This is a genomic window from Streptomyces sp. NPDC047000 (genome assembly GCF_040644295.1).
Taxonomy (GTDB): Bacteria; Actinomycetota; Actinomycetes; order Streptomycetales; family Streptomycetaceae; genus Streptomyces.
On record NZ_JBEYWE010000022.1, the window covers coordinates 40,411 to 58,536 of the forward strand.

The following is an 18,126-nucleotide window of genomic DNA, read 5'->3' on the forward strand; positions in this document are numbered from 1 at the left end:
AGCTGCAGTGGCGCGGCCACCCGTACTCCCCTCCCCAAGCGTGTTGTTGCGCGCAACAGGGTGGCACATGTGTGCGGCGCGCGCGTTTCGGGTACGTCAGGATGCCTATGATCAGTTCTTCTTGTCGGCCGTGGCGGAGGCCGACGCCGACGCCGAAGGGGCCTTCGAAGGGGACGCGGAGGCCGACTTCGAGGGGGACGCGGACGCCGACGCCGACTTCGACGGCGACGCGGAGGCGGACGCGCCGCTGGATCCGCTGCCGCCCGTCCCCGACACCGCGGCGACGACTTCCCTGACCGCCTTCTCCGCCGCCTTGGCGAGGTCGTCGGCGTTCGGCGTCTTGTCGCCCGCGAGTCCCGCGCCGTTGTAGTCGATCGTGACGACGACGTTCTGGACGCGGGCCACGACCGTCTGCTGCTTGAAGGAGCCTTCCTTCTTCTTGAGGTCGTAGCGCACCAGCGTCGCCTCGTCGCCCGCCTGGGTGACCGGCTCCGTCTTCGTGTTCTTCGCGTCGGTCACGGCCTTGGCGTCCGCGACCTGCTTGGCGAAGTACGTCTGCGCCTGCGCGTTGCCTGAGCCGCGGTTCGCGTCGGAGTCGAAGCGCAGCAGCGACACGTTCAGCCAGCGGAACTGGGACCCCTTGACGCCGTTGTTGTCCAGGCTGTTCCAGGAGCAGCCGGCCCGGGAGGCCGGGTCGTCCGTGGAGCTCTTCTTCGCCGACTTCAGCCCCTCGGGGACCAGGTCGCCGAGCGTCTTCTTCGTCAGGACGCCGCAGGGCTCGGGCAGCTCGGTGTACGTGGCCGCCTGCACGGTGGGGGAGGGGGCCGCGGACTCGCCGCCGCCGGTGGCACCGCCCGTGCTCGCGCCGCCGGTGCCGCTGCCCGCGGTGGCCTTGGCGTCGCCGCCGGAGCCGGAGTCCGAGCACCCGGCGGCGAGGAGCAGCACCGGGAGGGCGGCCGCGCAGACCGCGGCGCGGTGCAGACGCCCCGTCCGCCGGGTGCGCCGCGGGCCGTCCTGTCCGGGACGGTGGTGCTGTCCGGTGCGGCCGTTCTGCCCTGCGGAGCGGGCTCGTTCGTCTCGGTCGTCTCGCTGGGCTGCTCGGTGCATGGTTCCTTCACTCATGACGCTCGTGGTTCCTGCGGTCGGATCGGGTCCGAGTGGCCACCGTACGCGGTGAAGATGCTGTGCGGTTCCGGTTCAGGCGCTTTGCGGTCCGCCCCCGGGGACGGCGCCCGAGCCCTCAACCGCCGAGGGATCCGGCCAGTTGCGCGGCCAGTTTCCGGGCCCTGTCCTGCATTTCCTGGCTGTCCGGCACGGCCGTGACCGTGGTCGGCTGCTCGGCGTACTCGATGGTGACGATCACATTGGACGTGCGGAACACCACAGTCACCGTGCGCTGTTTGGCCGTCGAACCGGAGCTGGACAGCGAGTCGTCGAGGAACGCCTCGTCGCCGAGGTCGGTCAGCGCGCGGGAGGCGAGGTCGCTCGGCGTCGCGGTGGGCGACGCGGACGGGGAGCCCGAACCGGAGGACGAACCGGAGGGCGTGGCGCTGGGGGAGGCGGAGCCGGTGGGTGCGGAGGAGGTCGCCTTGCCCATCGCCTCCGTGCCGGTGCCTGCCGTGCCGCCGGTCGTGGTGTTCGCGCCGGGGGAGCCCGAGGCGCTGGGTGCGGGCAGACCGGCGTCGGTCTGCTTGCCGGCGAAGATCTTCTCGGCCTGGCTGTCGTCGCTGACGCTGTTGTCGTAGGAGACCACGCGTTCGAAGTCGACGAAGAGATGGTCGGTGGCGGCGGTCGACTCGACCTTCCAGCGGCAGCCGGCCTTCCGGTCCGTGTCGTACGTCAGGGTGGCGTCGCCGTCGTACGCCTTCTGGCGCTGCGTCTGGTCGGTGAGCTGGGCGATGCCGGGGAGGAGGGAGGCGAGGGTGCCGTGGCTGACGGCACCGCACGGTTCGGGCAGGGTGCGGTACTTGCCGGGCTGGGCGGCCACGGTGGCCGTACCGGCGTCGCCCGGGTTGGAGTTGTCTGTCGAACCGCCGCTTCCCGAGCCGCCGGTGCAGCCGGCCAGCAGCGCTGCGAGGAGTGCGGCGGTGCCGGGTACGAATGCCTTCCGCTGCACGGTGAGGCTCCTCTCGACGGTTGCCGGCAGCCCCGGATGTCCCTGGATGCCCAGGGCGGCTCCGGACGGTGCCGTGACGATGATCGTCCTTGTGTGTCCCCGCAGGTTAATCGTTTGCCGTGCGGGGGTGCCCGCTGCAGACAATGTGTAGCGCACGCAACGCCGTGAACGCCGGTCCGTCGCACCTTTTCACCGGCCTTGGTGACGGTTTTGCGTCTTGATGCTCCTTGCGGCGACTTGAGCCGTATCAGGATGTCCAGAACTTTTATCAGGCTTTCGGGGGAATGAGGACGAGATGTCGTACGTGGAGATGCCGGGCGCCAAGGTCCCGATCCGGATGTGGGCCGACCCCGCGACGGTGGAGGACGGCGCGATGCAGCAGCTGCGCAACGTCGCTGGCCTGCCCTGGATCAAGGGCCTCGCGGTCATGCCGGACGTGCACTACGGGAAGGGCGCCACGGTCGGTTCGGTCATCGCCATGCAGGGCGCGGTGTGCCCGGCGGCGGTGGGGGTGGACATCGGCTGCGGAATGTCGGCGGTGAAGACGTCCCTGACGGTCAATGACCTGCCCGGGGACCTGTCCCGGCTGCGCTCGAAGATCGAGCAGGCGATCCCGGTCGGGCGGGGGATGCACGACGATCCCGTGGACCCGGGCCGGATGCACGGCTTCGCCACCGCCGGGTGGGACGACTTCTGGCAGCGCTTCGACGGGGTGGCGGAGGCCGTCAGGTTCCGTGCCGAGCGCGCCGCCCGGCAGATGGGGTCGCTCGGTTCGGGCAACCACTTCGTCGAGGTGTGCACGGACAGCGACGGCGCGGTCTGGCTGATGCTCCACTCCGGTTCCCGCAACATCGGCAAGGAACTCGCCGAGCACCACATCGGCGTGGCGCAGCGGCTGCCGCACAACCAGGGCCTGGTCGACCGTGACCTGGCGGTGTTCGTCTCGGACACCCCGCAGATGGCGGCGTACCGCAACGACCTGTTCTGGGCGCAGGAGTACGCGAAGTACAACCGCACCCTCATGATGGCGCTCCTGAAGGACGTGGTCCGCAAGGAGTTCAAGAAGGCCGGGCCGGTCTTCGAGCCGGAGATCTCCTGCCACCACAACTACGTGGCGGAGGAGCGGTACGAGGGCATGGACCTGCTCGTCACCCGTAAGGGCGCGATCCGCGCGGGCTCGGGCGAGTACGGCATCATCCCCGGTTCCATGGGGACGGGTTCGTACATCGTGCGGGGCCTCGGGAACGGACTGTCCTTCAACTCGGCGTCGCACGGCGCCGGCCGGCGCATGAGCCGCAACGCGGCCAAGCGGCGCTTCACGGCGCGGGACCTGGCGGAGCAGACCCAGGGGGTGGAGTGCCGCAAGGACTCCGGCGTGGTGGACGAGATCCCGGCGGCCTACAAGCCGATCGAGCAGGTCATCGACCAGCAGCGGGACCTCGTCGAGGTGGTGGCGAAGCTCAAGCAGGTGGTGTGCGTGAAGGGCTGACGCCGCCGGCACCGTCAGGCGCCTCTCCGGGCCGCCTGACGGTGCCCGACCGCGGTCACGGCTTCCCCGCGGCTTCCTCACAGCTCCCGGTGGACCTTGGTGTTCGACGCCTGGGCGCGGGGCCGCAGGACCAGGAGGTCCACGTTGACGTGGGCGGGGCGGGTGACGGCCCAGGCGATGGTGTCGGCCACGTCGTCGGCGGTGAGGGGCTCGGCCACACCGGCGTAGACCTTCGCCGCCTTCTCGGTGTCCCCGGCGAAGCGGGTCAGGGCGAACTCGTCGGTCTTGACCATGCCCGGCGCGATCTCGATGACCCGTACCGGCTTGCCGACGATCTCCAGGCGGAGCGTTTCGGCAAGGACGTGCGCGCCGTGCTTCGCGGCGACATAGCCCGCGCCGCCCTCGTACGTCGCGTGGCCCGCCGTGGACGACACGATCACCACCGTGCCGTCGCCGCTCGCCTCCAGCTTCGGCAGCAGGGCCTGGGTGAGGTTCAGGGTGCCGATGACGTTCGTCTCGTACATCGCGCGCCAGTGCTCCGGGTCGCCGGTGGCCACCGGATCGGCGCCGAGCGCGCCGCCCGCGTTGTTCACCAGCACGCCGATCGTGCGGAACGCCGTGGCGAACTCGTCCACCGCCGCGCGGTCCGTGACGTCCAGCTGGTACGCCGTCGCCGCGCCGCCCGCCGCGTTGATCTCCGCGGCGATCGCCTCGATACGGTCCTTGCGGCGGGCCGTCAGCACGACCCGGTACCCGGCGTCGGCCAGCTGCCGGGCCGTGGCCGCGCCGATTCCGCTGCTCGCACCGGTCACGACGGCGATACGGGAGGCGGTGGCGGGGGGACGGGCGGCGGTGGCCATGGTTGCTCCTGGGGCGGCTGCGTGGCTGTGAGGCTGTAGGGCTGTGGGGCGCTGTTCGGTTTCCGTGTGGATTCCGCGCAGGTTCAGCGTAGGCGAGCCGTCAGCCGCCGTTCCTGGGTGCCCACATGATGACCGCCATTCCGGCCAGGCAGATCAGCGCCCCGATCACGTCCCACCGGTCCGGCCGGTAGCCGTCGGCCACCGCCCCCCACACGATCGACCCGGCGACGAAGATCCCCCCGTACGCCGCCAGGATGCGGCCGAAGTGGGCGTCCGGCTGGAAGGTCGCGACGAAGCCGTACGCGCCCAGGGCGACGATGCCCGCCCCCACCCACGGCCAGCCGCGGTGCTCCCGCACCCCCTGCCACACCAGCCACGCCCCGCCGATCTCGAAGAACGCGGCGACGGCGAACAGGGCGGCGGAGCGGAGAACCGGCGAGGACACGGTCACGGGGGACATGGGGGCAGCTTCGCACGGGCGCCGGGCGGCTCGTCGCCCCGCCTCCCACGGCGTGAGAGGACGGTAGGAGAGCGGCCCGGGTTGCGGCGCGGTGGTGAGATCCCAGTAAGAAGGCCCGGCCGGGCACAGCTCATCAGGTCGTACGACTCCGGAAGCTTGGCAGACTGGACGTGTGCCCCACACTGTGTTGCTCGCCGAAGACGACCGTGCGATCCGCCATGCCCTGGAGCGGGCACTGACGCTCGAAGGCTACGAGGTGACCGCGGTCGCCGACGGCGTCGAGGCGCTGGCGCAGGCCCACCGCACCCCGCCCGACGTGCTCGTCCTGGACGTGATGATGCCCGGCATCGACGGGCTCCAGGTGTGCCGGGTGCTGCGCGCCGAGGGCGACCGCACACCGATCCTCATGCTCACCGCGCTCGTCGAGACCGCCGACCGCATCGCCGGCCTCGACGCGGGCGCCGACGACTACGTCGTGAAGCCGTTCGACGTGGAGGAGGTCTTCGCCCGGCTGCGCGCCCTGCTGCGCCGCACCAGCGTCCCCGCCGCGGTCCAGGCGGGCGGCGCCGCGCCCGCGGCCGGGGACGGACACGGCGCGCGCGACCCGCAGACCTCCGACCGGCTGCTGGAGGCGGCCGGGCTGCGCATGGACATCCAGGCCCGCCGGGTGTGGCGCGGCTCGCGCGAGCTGGAACTGACCCGCACCGAGTTCGAGCTGCTGGAGCTGCTGGTCCGCAACGCGGGGATCGTCCTGGACCACTCCACCATCTACGACCGCATCTGGGGCTACGACTTCGGGCCCGGCTCCAAGAACCTGGCCGTCTACGTCGGTTACCTGCGCCGCAAGCTCGACGAGCCGGGCGCCCCGCAGCTGATCCACACCGTGCGGGGAGTGGGTTACGTGCTGCGGGAGGACTGAGTGCGTGACGGCCTGCGGCCCGCCGGCGGAGAACGACCGGCGCGCCCTCTTTCCCGCGCGCCGCGCCCGGGCGCGGGCGACCCGCCGGACGGTGTCCCGAGCGGCGCTCCGGGCGACGCGCCCGGCGATGTGCCCGACGGCGGTCCCGGTGGCGGTCCGGCCGCCCGGGGCCGCCGGGTCCGGTGGCGGGGTCTGCCCGCCGGGCTGCGGGCCCTGCTGCGCCGGAGCCTGCCCGCGGGGCTGAGGGGCCGGCTGCGGCGGGGGCTGCCCGGCGGGCTGCGGCTGCTGTCGCTGCGGGCCACGTTCGCGCTGTCCTTCGCGGCCGTCACCGCCGTCGTCACGGTCCTCGTCGGCATCCTGTCGTACAGCGCGGCGGCCCGGCTGGTGCGGGTGGACCAGCAGTCCGTGTTCGCGGAGGTCGTCCAGGATCTGCGCGACGAGGTGCGCCAGCACCGTATGACCCCGGACGACTTCTCCTCCTCCGCGCCCGGCCACGACATCGTGCGGCCCGCCCGTACCGACGTCCAGGTGCTCGGCCCGGACGGCGGCGTCCGGGACAGCGGCAGCCCGGGTCTGCCGGTCACCTCCCGCGACCTGCGCGTCGCCGCGTCCGACACGGCCGGGAAGATGGTCGAGCACAAGGACGTCGTCGTCGCCGACGGCGTCTACCGCATCGCCACGGTGGCGCTCGGCGACGGGCGCGGCGCGGTGCAGGTCGCGCAGGAGTTCAGCGACACCGAGGACCTGCTGCGGGCCCTCCAGCAGCGCACGCTGATGATGACGGTCATCGTCGTCACGGCCGCCGGGCTGTTCGGCTGGTGGCTGGCCCGCCGCATCACCCGGCGTCTGGTGGTCCTCACCTCCGCCGCCGAGAACGTCGCCCGCACCCGGCAGCTGGGCATCGAGGTGCCCGTCGCCGGCCATGACGAGGTGGGCCGCCTCGGCCGTTCCTTCGACCGGATGCTGGGCCGCCTCGCCCAGTCCGAGGAGGACCAGCGCCGGCTGGTCCAGGACGCCGGGCACGAGCTGCGCACCCCGCTGACCTCGCTGCGCACCAACATCTCGCTGCTGCGCCGGATCGACGAACTGCCGCCCGCCACCCGGGAGGAGCTGGTCGCCGACCTCACCCAGGAGGCCCGCGAGCTCACCGACCTGGTCAACGAGCTGGTGGATCTCGCCGCGGGCCAGTCCGACAACGAGCCGCCGCAGCACGTGGACCTGGCCGACATCGCCGAGGACGTCGTGGGACTCGCGCGGCGCCGTACCGGGCGGGACATCCTGCTGCACGTGAGCGGCGACACGACGACCGACGGCCGCCCCGGGATGCTCCAGCGGGCGCTGTCCAACCTGGTGGAGAACGCGGCGAAGTTCGACAGCATCTGTGCCGGGCCCATCGAGATCGCCGTCAGCGGTCCGGCGCGGCCGGGGACCGTGCGGGTCGAGGTGCTCGACCGGGGCCCCGGCATAGAGGAGGAGGACCTGGTCCGGGTCTTCGACCGCTTCTATCGGGCCGCCGACGCCCGTTCGCTGCCCGGCTCCGGGCTCGGTCTGTCGATCGTGCGGGAGGTCGCCCTGGCGCACGGCGGGGCGCCGTTCGCACGGCACCGGGAGGGCGGCGGGACGGTGATCGGTTTCACGGTCGGAGGGGCCGGGGATCAGGCCTCGGCGGGCGTACGGTCGTCGTGAGGCGGACGTCGCACGGTCCGCCGCGGCGCGCGTGACGGTGACCGGTGTCCCCGACCGTCAGGGAGGAGCCCGGATGCCCAGGAGCGTGGCGGTGACGGAGGCGGCCGAGGCCGCCGCGCTGGACGCGGTCGACGAGTCGGCCGTGGCCCGCACGCTGCTGGAGCTGATAGCCGTTCCCAGCGTGACCGGGAGCCCCGCCGAGTCCGAGCTCCAGCACCGGCTGGCCGGCCGCCTGGACCGGCTCGGCATGGAGACCGACCTGTGGTCGATGGATCTGCCCGCGCTGTACGCCGACCCCGGCTTCCCCGGTACGGAGGTACCGCGCGAGGAGGCGTGGGGCCTGGTCGGCCGCACCCCGGACACCGGCGGCGACGGGCCCGAACTGGTCCTCCAGGGCCATGTGGACGTCGTACCGCCCGGCGATCCCACCGCCTGGCCCGGCGACCCCTTCACCGCCCGGGTGTCCGGCGACGACGTCCACGGGCGCGGCGCCTGCGACATGAAGGCCGGGCTCGTCGCGCACCTCACCGCGCTGGAGGCGATCCGGGCGGCCGGGCTGCGGCTGCGCGGGCGGGTCGCGGCGCACTTCGTCGTCGGCGAGGAGGACGGCGGCCTCGGTGCCTTCGGCACCCTGCGGCGCGGCTACGGCGGTGACGCCTGCGTCATCACCGAGCCGACCGGCGGCACGCTCATCACCGCCAACGCGGGCGCCCTCACCTTCCGGATCACCGTGCCCGGTCTGGCGGCGCACGCCAGCTCCCGGGACGCCGGGGTCAGCGCGATCGACGCCTATCTGCCGCTGCACCAGGCGCTGGCCCGGCTGGAGACCGAGCGCAACCGGGACGTGTCCCCGCTGATGGCCGAGTACGCCGTCCCCTACGCCCTGTCCGTCGGCACCGTGCGCTCCGGCGACTGGGCCAGCAGCGTGCCCGACCTCCTCGTCGCCGAGGGCCGGCTGGGCGTACGGCTCGACGAGGACCCGGCCCACGCGCGGGCCGCGCTGGAGCTGCGGGTGGCGGAGACCTGCGCCGCCGATCCCTGGCTGCGGGCGCATCCGGCGGTGGTGACCTGGCCGGGCGGTCAGTTCGCGAGCGGCCGGCTGGAGGCGTCCCATCCGCTGCGCGAGGTGGTGCGGACGGCCGCCGCCGACGTGGCCGGGGGCGGCGGCAGCGGGCCCCGGGAACGCGGGGCGCCGTACGGCAGCGATCTGCGGCTGTACTCCGCGGCGGGCGTTCCCACGCTCCAGTTCGGACCGGGCGACATCCTCGTCGCCCACAGCGCCCAGGAACGGGTGTCGGTGCGCGAGGTCACGGCGGTCGCGCGGGCCCTGGTGCTGACGGTGCTGCGGACGGTCGGCGTGATGGGCTGAACCCGGCGCCCGGCGCGGTCACCGCACGGCGGGCGCGGGGGACGTTCAGCAGGGCAGGCGGAGGGTGACGGCGGCGCCGGCACCGGTGTTCTCGGCGCGGGCGGTGCCACCGTGGGCCTCGGCCACCGCGCTCACGAAGGCGAGACCGAGACCGGAGCCCTCCCCGGTACGGCTGGCCTCCGCACGGGCGAACCGGTCGAACGCGCGGGGCAGGAAACCCGGCGGGAAACCGGGGCCCTCGTCGTGGACGCACAGCAGGAGGACACGGGGGCGGCCGACGGCTTTGCCCCCGGACGCGCCGCCACCGGCCGCGCTCACCGTGCCGCCCCCGGCGACGGCCGACATGACGGTCGCCGTGTCGGCCGGAGCACCGGTCGCCGTGTCGGCCGACGTGACGGTCGCCGTGACGCGGACCGTGCCGTGTCCGTGGCGCAGGGCGTTGTCGATCAGATTGCCGAGGGCGGGCACCAGCCAGCGCGCGTCCACGTCGACCGTCGTCCCCTCACGCTCACCGCCCGCCTCGCCGGGCGCCGTGTCTCCCGTGCCCCCCGCGTCCACCGTGAGGGTGCGGCCGGTGCGGGTCGCGGTGCGCAGGTGCGGGGCGGCGGCCGTGGCGACCAGGTCGGCGAGCCGTACCGGGGTGCGGGTGATGCGGTCGAGGCTGCCGATCTCCTCCAGGTCCAGCAGGGCGTTGGAGAGGTCGATCAGCCGCTGCACCTCGGCGTCCACCGAGCGCAGGGTCTCGGTCAGCTCGTCCGCCGAGCGGGGCCGGTGCAGGGCCACGTCCACCTCGGCCCGCAGCAGTGACAGCGGGGTGCGCAGCTCGTGGCTGGCGTCGGCGATGAAGCGGTGCTCGCGCTCGGCGGACGCCTCCAGCCGGTCCAGCATCCGGTTGAGGGTGTGGCCGAGGCGGGTGATCTCGTCGTCGCGGTCGGCCGGCACGTCCAGCCGCAGTTTCTGGGCGCCGTCCGCGAGCGTGGCGGCCCCGGCCCGGTACCGCTCGACGGGGCGCAGCGCGGCGCGGGCGGTGCGGTAGCCGACGTAGGAGGCGGCGATCAGGGCCAGCCCGGAGGCCAGGGCGAGCTGGGCGAGCAGCTCGCGCAGCGCCTCGTCGCGGTGCCCGCGGCGGACGGCCACGACGACGACGCGTTTCGCCCCGGAGTCCGCCGTGACCCGCCGTGCCTGGAGGCGCAGGGTGTCCGGGGTGATGGGCAGCAGTTCGCCGACGTCACGGCGTACGACGTGCCCGTGCGCGGCGGAGGCGAGGTCGGCCGGTCCGAGCAGCGGGCGGTGGCGCACGGCGGTTCCGCCCGCCTCGCCGGCACCGCCGGAGGCGAGGACGCGGCCGTCGGTGTCCAGGACCTGGTAGAGGCTTCCGCTGGGGCCCGGCGGCGGGGCGGTACCGGCCCGGACGGCGTGGTCGAGGCTGTGCCGGTAGGTGGTGAGGTCGCCCTGGAGTTGCAGGTCGAGGGCGGTCTGGACACGCCAGTAGACGAGTGCCGCGGTGCCGGTGAGCACGAGGGACATGGTGACGGCGACGGCCAGCACCAGCCGCGCGACGACGGGCAGCCGGCGAAACCCGGCCAGCGGGCCCCGCCCGGTGGTCACGGGGTGTTCTCCAGGCGGTAGCCGCGTCCGCGCAGCGTGGTGATCGTCGTACGGCCGAAGGCGCGGTCGACCTTCGCGCGCACCTTGGAGACGTGCACGTCGATGGCGTTGCTGCGCAGGTCGGTCTCGCCGTCCCAGACCTCGTCGAGCAGCCGGAGCCGGGTCACCACCCGTCCGGCGTTGTCCATCAGTACCCGCAGTACGTCGAACTCGCGGCGGGACAGGTCGAGTTCGGTGTCCCCGCGCCAGGCCCGCTGCTGTTCGGGATCCAGGACGAGATCGCCGACCTGGAGGCGGCCCGAGCACTCGGGGCGGCGCCGGGAGATCGCGCGCAGCCGGGCGAGGAGTTCCTCCATGGCGAACGGCTTGACGAGGTAGTCGTCGGCGCCCGCGTCGAGTCCGGCGACCCGTTCGCTGATCGCGCCGCGCGCGGTGAGCAGGACCACGGGCACGTCGACGCCCTCGCCGCGCAGCGTCCGGCACACCTCGATGCCGTTCATACCGGGCAGCATCACGTCGAGCACGATCGCGTCGAGGCGGGGGTCGCGGGCGGCGGCGAGCCCGCTGGGACCGTCGTAGCGGCCCTCGGCGGTGTGCCCGGACTCGGTCAGGTAGCGGACGACCAGATCGGCCAGGCGTGTCTCGTCGTCGACGACCAGGTAGTGCATGGCGGTCAGGCTAACCGCCCGCCGGGCCCTCCACGGGTGCCGGGAAAGCCCGGTAGATCCTTCATGGTCTGTTCATGTGCCGTCCCTACCGTCCTTCATGTCGCGGTGCTCCGCGGGCCGCGACCGGCGGTCCGCCGTCCGATGCGCCCGGCGTGAACCCCCGCACCTGAGCCGCGGCGTGACGGATGTCACCGGTATCGCCGGTATTACCGGTATTGCCCGATAACGCCGACATCGCGCGGGTGGGGCAGAAGGGACTGTCATGGACACATGGGTGCTCGCCGCCAAGAGCATCACCCAGCACATCTCGCCCACGGATCTCGTCACGCGCGGTGGCCTCGATGTCATCGCCCTGCTGATCCTGGTCGGATGGCTCTACCGGCGCCGGCCGAGCGCCCCCGCGATGCCGCTGGTCCTGGTGGCGCTGAACACCGGCCTGTTCGCGGCGATGAGCACGATCAGCGCGGGCAAGTTCCCCGCCGGGGTCGGCTTCGGCCTGTTCGGCATCCTCTCCCTGGTCCGGCTGCGCAGCGCGGCGTTCACCCTGCGCGACGTCGCGTACACCTTCGTGGCCCTGGTCGTCGCCCTGTGCACCGGGCTGCCGCAGCGGGACACCTGGCTGGTCGTGGCCCTGGACGCGGTCGTCCTGGTCGCCGTCCTGCTGGTGGACGACCCGCGCGGGTACCGGCCGCCGACCCGCACGGTGCGACTGACCCTGGACCGGATCTACGACGACCCCGCCCTGATCGCCGGGGACGTCGCGTTCCGCTTCGGCCGGGCACCGCTGTCGCTGGTGGTCGACGAGGTGGACTACGTACGGGAGACCACCCGGGTCTCCGCCCGCTACCCGGTCCCGGCCGACGAGGCGGGGACGGCCGGCGGTGAGGGTGCGACGGGCGGTGAGGGCGCCGACGGCCAGGACGGCAGCGACGGCCGGGACAGTGGTGGGCGTGAGCGGGCGGGTGCCGTATGACGACGGTCACGGCGCCGGTGCCGGCCGCCTCCCCTCCCGTCCTCCCCTCCTCTCCCCGTGCCTTCGCCGACGCCCTGGGCCTCGCCGCGCTGCGCGGCGCGTCCCTCGCCGAGGTGGACGCGGCGGCCGCGCTCCAGCACCGTACGGACCGCAAGTACCTGCTCCCGCTGGACGGGGCCCGGGCCCTCGTCGAGGCGCTGGCCGCCGGCCACCATGTGCTCGACCTCGCCGGACGCCGTACGACGAGCTACCACAGCGCCTACTTCGACACCGAGGCGCTGGCCGCGTGGCGGGCGCACGTGCAGCGGCGCCGCCGCCGCTGGAAGGTCCGCACCCGGCTGTACGCCGAGGACGGGCTGTGCCGGGTGGAGGTGAAGACGAAGGACGGCCGCGGCGCCACCGTCAAGCACGCCCGCACCGTTCCCGCCGACGCCTACGGCCGTCTCGGCACCGGGGCCGCCGGGTTCGTCGACGGTGTGCTCGGCGGGGCCGGTGTCCCGGTCACCGCCGGGCTCCTCGTCCCCGCCGCCGAGATCCGCTACGTCCGTGCCGCCCTCGCGGATCTGGAGCACGGCAGCCGCGTCACCCTGGACGGCCTCCTCACCTGTCACCGCGGTGACCGCACCGCCGCCCTCGACCCCGGGCAGGTGCTCGTGGAGACCAAGGGCGGCGCCCGCCCGGCCCCCGCCGACCGGCTGCTGCTGCGGCTCGGCGCGCGGCCGGTGTCGCTCAGCAAGTACGTCGTGGGGCAGGCCCTGCTCACCCCCGGCCTGCCGGACAACGACGTACGCCGGCTCGCCCGCGCCCACTTCGTCACCTCCACCGGCCCCGCCGACGCCTCTGCCTCCGGCAGTACCGAAAGGAACCCCGCCGCATGAACCTCCTGCGCGGCATCAGGACGCCGTACGCCGTGATCGCGCTGCTCGCCGTGGTGGCGGTCGCCGTGGGCCTGCTGCGACCACAGCTCCTCACGACGGCGTCCGCGTCCTCCTCGACATCGTCCTCGTCCACGTCCTCTTCCTCGGCCGGGTCCGCGTCCGCCGCGAAGCGGAAGCTGTCCCTGACCGACCGTATGAAGAAGAATCCGCCGCCGGTCCTGTTCACCGACGCCGAGATCTCCTCCATCGGCGCGCAGGCCGACGCGCAGCGCAAGAAGGCCGACGCCCTCTTCGCCCGGTGGACCGCCGCACACGGCAGCACCCGCGACGACAAGGCGTTCACCGCCTGGGCCGCACAGCAGATCCCCGCCCCGCCGGCCGCCGCGCAGCGCACCGCGGAACTCCACCAGGTGCAGGCCCTCGCCAAAACCCGTACCGCCGCCGGGAAGAAGGCGGCGACCTGGCTGGAGCTCAACGGCAAGAAGGACATCTGGAAGCTGTACCTCCACGACCAGCGCGAACTGATCCCCGCGGCCCGGGGCACGACGGAGAAGGCCGAGCTCAAGACGGCGCTGAAGCTCGCCAAGACCGTCTCCGACCAGCTCGCCGCCCGCGACAAGCAGCCCGCGCCGTTCGTCCTCGACCCCTCCCTGCGCCCCGAGAAGCACATCGCCGCCGGAGCCAAGGGCCCGTACTCCTACCCCTCCAGGCACGCCACCCGTGCCGCCGCCGCGGTCACCTACCTCAGCGTCCTCTCCCCGCACCGGGCCGCGGACTACCGCTGGATGCAGGACGAGGTCCTCTACTCCCGCCTCTACATGGCCGGCCACGTCACCAGCGACATCACGGCCGGAACCCTCCTCGGCGACCTGATCGGCGACTACGAACTGGCGGTCGGCGGGCACAAGTGACGTACGCCACAGCGCACCGCCGGAACTCCCCGCCCGTGCCCTCCGACTGCTGAGGCAGCACGGCTCGACCGGCCGACGCCGTGCCTCGGGATCTGGAGACACGGTGATGGGTGAGTCCCGGCGAACCTCTCCGGGCGCGGGTCGGGCGGTACGGGTTCCCGTGCCGCCGCCCGCGCTCGTCGGCTTTCTGCTCCTGCTGGCGCTGGTCTTCGCGGTGTCCTACGCCGCCGGGTCCGCCGCCGGTCCGGTGGCGCCCGGCATGCACGGCACGAGCACCGGCACCGGTGGCGGCACGGGTACCGGCTCGGGCGGCGGGGGCGGCGGCATGGACATGGGCGGTGCGCACGGGGGAGGGCACTGATGGGTGCGGAACCCGTGGGCGCGGCCGTGGGGGCCGCGCTGGTGACCACCGATCTGACCGTCGGCGGTATGACCTGCGCGGCCTGTGTGGCGCGGGTCGAGAAACGGCTCGGCAGGCTCGAGGGCGTCACCGCGACCGTCAACCTCGCCACCGGGCGCGCCCGGATCAGCCACCCGGCGGCGATCAGCCCGGCAGAACTGGCCGCGACGGTCGAGAAGGCCGGCTACGAGGCCGTCCTCCCCGAGCCGCCCCGCGACACCGAGCCGCCCCGCGACACCGAGCCGCCCCGCGACACCGGGCCGCACCGCGACACCGGGCGGGCCGAGCGGTCCGGCACCTCCGGTGGCACCCCCGCCGCCGGGTCCGGCACCGGGGACGTCACCGGGGAACGCGACCGGCTGCTGGTCACCGCACTGCTCGCGCTCCCCGTCCTGGTCCTCTCGATGGTCCCCGCTCTCCAGTTCCGCGACTGGCAGTGGCTGTGCTTCGTGCTCGCCGCGCCGGTCGCCGTGTGGGGCGCGTGGCCCTTCCACGTCAGGGCGCTGCGGGGGCTGCGGCACGCGGCGGCCACCATGGACACGCTGGTGTCCCTCGGTGTCGTGGCCTCCTTCTCCTGGTCGGCGTACGCGCTGTTCCTCGGCGGAGCGGGCGATCCCGGGATGCGGATGCCGTTCAGCCTGCTGCCCGCCGCCCAGGACGGCGTCGCGCACCTCTACCTCGAAGCGGCCGTGGGTGTACCGCTGTTCGTGCTGACCGGCCGCCACCTGGAGGCGCGCGCCCGGCACGGCACGGGAGCGGCGCTGCGCTCGCTCGCCCGACTGGCGGCGAAACAGGTGGCCGTACGCGGCGGCGGTCGTGAACGACTCGTCGCGATCGAGGAGTTGCGGGTCGGGGACGTCTTCGTCGTGCGTCCCGGGGAGCGGATCGCCACCGACGGGCGGGTGACGGAGGGGAGTTCGGCCGTCGATCTGTCCCTGGTGACCGGGGAGAGCGAACCGGCCGAGGTCGGGCCGGGTTCCGCCGTGGTCGGCGGTGCCGTCAACGCGGGCGGGCTGCTCCTGGTCCGGGCCACGGCGGTCGGCGCCGACACCCGACTGGCCCGCATCACACAGCTGGTGACGGAGGCTCAGACAGGCAAGGCGCGGGCGCAGCGGCTGGCCGACACGGTCGCCGGGGTCTTCGTCCCGGTCGTGCTGGCGCTGGCCGTCACGACGCTCGGCTTCTGGCTGGGTGCCGGGGCCGATCCCCAGGCGGCGGTCACGGCGTCCGTGGCCGTGCTGGTGGTGGCCTGTCCCTGCGCGCTCGGCCTGGCGACACCGACCGCGCTGATGGCGGCGACCGGACGCGGCGCCCAGCTGGGTGTCCTCGTCACGGGTCCGCAGGCCCTGGAAGGACTCCAGCACCTGGACGTCGTGGTCCTGGACAAGACCGGCACGCTGACCTCCGGGCACATGAGCGTCGCCCGGGTGACGACCGTGCCCGACGGGCTCGGGCGAACGGCGGTCCTGCGGCTGGCGGGGGCGGTCGAGCAGGGCTCGGAGCATCCGCTGGGGCGGGCGGTCACGGCGTACGCCCGGCGGGAGACGGGCACCGGAGGGCTGCCGGAGGTGACGGAGTTCGAGGCGCTGCCGGGGCGGGGCGTACGCGGGCGGGTGGAGGGCCGGCTGGTCGAGGCCGTCGCCCCGGACACCGGGCCCGCCGGCTCCCCCGTCTCCCTCGCGGGCGCGCTGGAGGCCGCCGGGACCGCCGCGCACACGGCCGTCCTGGTCCGCGTGGACGGCGTGGCACAGGCTCTGATCGCGGTCGGGGACGTCGTACGCCCCGGCAGCTACCGTGCCGTCGACCGGCTGCGGCGGCTCGGCGTACGCCCCGTGCTCGCCACCGGCGACGGCGAGGCCCCCGCCCGCGCCGTCGCCGGGCACCTCGGCATCGACGAGGTGCACGCCCGCCTCACCCCCGAGGACAAGGCGGCCCTCGTGCAGCGGCTCCAGGAGCAGGGCTACCGGGTCGCGGTCATCGGCGACGGGGTGAACGACGCCGCCGCCCTGGCCCGTGGCGATCTCGGCATCGCCATGGGCGGCGGCACCGACGTCGCGATCGGCGCCGCCGACGTCACGCTCGTCCGCGGCGACATCGAGGCCCTCGCCGACGCGGTCCGCCTCGCCCGCCGCACCCTGGGCACCATCCGCGTCAACCTCGCCTGGGCGTTCGGCTACAACGCCGTCACCGTGCCGCTCGCCGTGGTCGGCCTGCTCGACCCGATGCTCGCGGCGGCCGCGATGTCCGCCAGTTCGGTGCTGGTGGTCGCCAACAGCCTGCGGCTGCGCGCCTGGCAGCCCTCACCCGCCCGGAGGCGTACACGATGAACGACGACATGCCGGGCGTGCCGAGCGGACAGCCGGTGGACGGGCAGTTGGTGGACGGGCGGCCGGGGAGTGCCTGGCGGCCGTCCCGCCGCCGGCTGGCCGACGCGCTGACCGCCGCCGTGGCGCCGGTCGCGGCGGTCGTCCTCGCCCTCGGCGGGCTGACGGCGTGGACGGCGGCCGGGAAGGCGGGCGGCCCGGCCCGGATCACCGTCACCGCCGGGCGGGTGTTCCTCCCGTACGGCGGCGCGGGAGCGGAGACCGCCGCCTTCTTCGACCTCGCCAACACGGGCGGCTCGGACGACCGGTTGACCGGGGTCACGGTGTCCCGCGGCGCCGGGGACGGCAGCGGCGGCGGTGACGCCGAGCTGAGCCGGCACCGGATGACCGGGCACGGGACCGCCTACCGGGAGACGGTGGCCTCGGTCGCCGTCCGCGCGGGGAGCAGGGTGGTGATGTCACCGGTGGGACTGGACGTCACGCTGACGTCCGGCGCGTCCTGGCGGACGGGCGACCTCGTGCCGTTCACCCTGTACTTCGAGCACGGCGGGGCGGTCAGGAGCCTCGCGGTGGTGGTGGCACCGGGGGACCTGACCCCCTGAACACGGGAAGCGTGTCGTCCGTACCCCCGTACGACGGCCGGAGCCCGGATGCGAGGATGAGGCGCCATGACAGCAGGGTGGTTGTCTCGCACGGTACGGGCCGCGGTGTTCGCGGCCGTGTGCGTGCTGCTCGCCGCCCTGGGCCACGTCATGATGTCCGGCGCGGCCGTGCCCGCCGGGGTGACGGCCGCCGCGACGGCCGTCACCGGCGCCGCCGGCTGGGCCCTCGCGGGACGCGAGCGCGGGCTGCCGCTGATCGTGGCGGTGGTGGTCGCGGCACAGACGGCGCTGCACACCGCGTTCTCGCTGGCGCAGCCGGGGGCGCCGGCCGTGCCGACCGGAGGAACGCCTCCGACGGGCACCGGTATGAGCATGAACATGGGCATGGGCCCGGACATGGGGTCGATGCCCATGACCCCCATGGATCCCCACGTCCCCATGGCCCCCATGCCCTCTGCGGAGCACATGGACCACCTGGCCTGGACGGCCGGGACGGGGCACGCGGGTTCCGCGGGCGGTGCCGTCGCGATGACGCTCGGCATGTTCGCGGCCCACCTCCTCGCCGCCCTGCTCACCGGGGTGTGGCTGGCGTACGGGGAGCGGGCCGCGTTCCGTGTCCTGCGCGCCGTGGCCGGACGGCTCGCGGCACCGCTGCGGCTGCTCCTCGCCCTGCCGGCCGTGCCGGACCGGCCCCGGTGCCGCCCCCGGCGCCCGCGCTCGGACCGGGCACCGGGGCTCCTCCTTCTCGCCGACGCGCTCACCTCGCGCGGTCCTCCGACGGGCACCGCTGTCGTCTGACGACAGCCGGATTCCCGGGCCGCGCCGGTCGCGCCCCGGACGTCGGCCGTACGCCCCCGCAGGCA

The 18,126-nt window shown here is 74.1% G+C and carries 17 protein-coding genes; 11 read left to right on the forward strand and 6 right to left on the reverse strand.

Going from position 1 to position 18,126, the window contains the following annotated elements:
• Positions 1 to 111 precede the first annotated feature (111 nt).
• Both ABZ862_RS28330 and ABZ862_RS28335 read right to left on the reverse strand, forming a co-directional pair.
• Positions 112 to 1,122: a DUF3558 family protein gene (locus ABZ862_RS28330; protein WP_360963760.1), complete on the reverse strand. Its 1,011-nt coding sequence runs from the start codon at positions 1,120 to 1,122 to the stop codon at positions 112 to 114.
• Positions 1,123 to 1,240: 118 nt separating this feature from the next.
• Positions 1,241 to 2,116, reverse strand: a complete 876-nt coding sequence (locus ABZ862_RS28335) for a DUF3558 domain-containing protein (protein ID WP_360963762.1) — start codon at positions 2,114 to 2,116, stop codon at positions 1,241 to 1,243.
• A 295-nt stretch (positions 2,117 to 2,411) separates the two neighbouring features.
• On the opposite strand from ABZ862_RS28335, the gene ABZ862_RS28340 reads away from it, so the two are divergent.
• Entirely contained in the window at positions 2,412 to 3,605 is a 1,194-nt protein-coding gene (locus tag ABZ862_RS28340) for an RtcB family protein (protein ID WP_360963765.1), read from the forward strand.
• A 77-nt stretch (positions 3,606 to 3,682) separates the two neighbouring features.
• Here ABZ862_RS28340 and ABZ862_RS28345 read toward each other — a convergent pair whose 3' ends face one another.
• Both ABZ862_RS28345 and ABZ862_RS28350 read right to left on the reverse strand, forming a co-directional pair.
• Positions 3,683 to 4,465, reverse strand: a complete 783-nt coding sequence (locus tag ABZ862_RS28345) for an SDR family NAD(P)-dependent oxidoreductase (RefSeq protein ID WP_360963768.1) — start codon at positions 4,463 to 4,465, stop codon at positions 3,683 to 3,685.
• A gap of 100 nt (positions 4,466 to 4,565) precedes the next feature.
• On the reverse strand, positions 4,566 to 4,925 hold the full coding sequence (locus tag ABZ862_RS28350) for a YnfA family protein (protein WP_360963771.1): 360 nt from the start codon (positions 4,923 to 4,925) through the stop codon (positions 4,566 to 4,568).
• 184 nt (positions 4,926 to 5,109) lie between these two features.
• Between ABZ862_RS28350 and ABZ862_RS28355 the strand changes: the two genes are divergently transcribed.
• The 3 genes from ABZ862_RS28355 to ABZ862_RS28365 all read left to right on the forward strand — a co-directional run bounded on the left by ABZ862_RS28355 (position 5,110) and on the right by ABZ862_RS28365 (position 8,899).
• Positions 5,110 to 5,844 (forward strand): response regulator transcription factor, encoded by a 735-nt coding sequence (locus tag ABZ862_RS28355; protein WP_360963966.1) that lies wholly within the window; start codon positions 5,110 to 5,112, stop codon positions 5,842 to 5,844.
• Positions 5,845 to 6,084: 240 nt separating this feature from the next.
• A complete protein-coding gene (locus tag ABZ862_RS28360) occupies positions 6,085 to 7,530 on the forward strand; it encodes a HAMP domain-containing sensor histidine kinase (RefSeq protein ID WP_360963969.1) in 1,446 nt (481 codons plus the stop codon).
• A 73-nt stretch (positions 7,531 to 7,603) separates the two neighbouring features.
• Positions 7,604 to 8,899, forward strand: coding sequence for an ArgE/DapE family deacylase (locus ABZ862_RS28365; protein ID WP_360963773.1), 1,296 nt, complete (start codon positions 7,604 to 7,606; stop codon positions 8,897 to 8,899).
• A gap of 45 nt (positions 8,900 to 8,944) precedes the next feature.
• Here the strand turns inward: ABZ862_RS28365 and ABZ862_RS28370 are convergent, their stop codons facing one another.
• Together ABZ862_RS28370 and ABZ862_RS28375 are read right to left on the reverse strand one after the other, a co-directional pair.
• Positions 8,945 to 10,507, reverse strand: a complete 1,563-nt coding sequence (locus ABZ862_RS28370; RefSeq protein WP_360963776.1) for a HAMP domain-containing sensor histidine kinase — start codon at positions 10,505 to 10,507, stop codon at positions 8,945 to 8,947.
• Positions 10,504 to 11,175 (reverse strand): response regulator transcription factor, encoded by a 672-nt coding sequence (locus ABZ862_RS28375; protein WP_360963779.1) that lies wholly within the window; start codon positions 11,173 to 11,175, stop codon positions 10,504 to 10,506. Before ABZ862_RS28375 ends, ABZ862_RS28370 begins: the two co-directional genes overlap by 4 nt.
• Before the next feature lie 262 nt (positions 11,176 to 11,437).
• Here ABZ862_RS28375 and ABZ862_RS28380 point away from each other — a divergent pair, with 262 nt between their 5' ends.
• The 7 genes from ABZ862_RS28380 to ABZ862_RS28410 all read left to right on the forward strand — a co-directional run bounded on the left by ABZ862_RS28380 (position 11,438) and on the right by ABZ862_RS28410 (position 18,061).
• Entirely contained in the window at positions 11,438 to 12,148 is a 711-nt protein-coding gene (locus ABZ862_RS28380) for a DUF4956 domain-containing protein (RefSeq protein WP_360963782.1), read from the forward strand.
• A complete protein-coding gene (locus tag ABZ862_RS28385) occupies positions 12,145 to 13,026 on the forward strand; it encodes a polyphosphate polymerase domain-containing protein (RefSeq protein WP_360963784.1) in 882 nt (293 codons plus the stop codon). Before ABZ862_RS28380 ends, ABZ862_RS28385 begins: the two co-directional genes overlap by 4 nt.
• Entirely contained in the window at positions 13,023 to 13,937 is a 915-nt protein-coding gene (locus ABZ862_RS28390) for a phosphatase PAP2 family protein (protein ID WP_360963787.1), read from the forward strand. The genes ABZ862_RS28385 and ABZ862_RS28390 overlap by 4 nt, the downstream gene beginning before the upstream one ends.
• Positions 13,938 to 14,043: 106 nt before the next feature.
• Positions 14,044 to 14,298: a hypothetical protein gene (locus tag ABZ862_RS28395; protein WP_360963790.1), complete on the forward strand. Its 255-nt coding sequence runs from the start codon at positions 14,044 to 14,046 to the stop codon at positions 14,296 to 14,298.
• Entirely contained in the window at positions 14,298 to 16,664 is a 2,367-nt protein-coding gene (locus ABZ862_RS28400) for a heavy metal translocating P-type ATPase (RefSeq protein ID WP_360963793.1), read from the forward strand. The genes ABZ862_RS28395 and ABZ862_RS28400 overlap by 1 nt, the downstream gene beginning before the upstream one ends.
• Entirely contained in the window at positions 16,661 to 17,263 is a 603-nt protein-coding gene (locus ABZ862_RS28405) for a copper chaperone PCu(A)C (RefSeq protein WP_360963796.1), read from the forward strand. Before ABZ862_RS28400 ends, ABZ862_RS28405 begins: the two co-directional genes overlap by 4 nt.
• 66 nt (positions 17,264 to 17,329) lie before the next feature.
• Positions 17,330 to 18,061 (forward strand): hypothetical protein, encoded by a 732-nt coding sequence (locus ABZ862_RS28410; RefSeq protein ID WP_360963799.1) that lies wholly within the window; start codon positions 17,330 to 17,332, stop codon positions 18,059 to 18,061.
• The last annotated feature ends 65 nt before the right edge of the window (positions 18,062 to 18,126 follow it).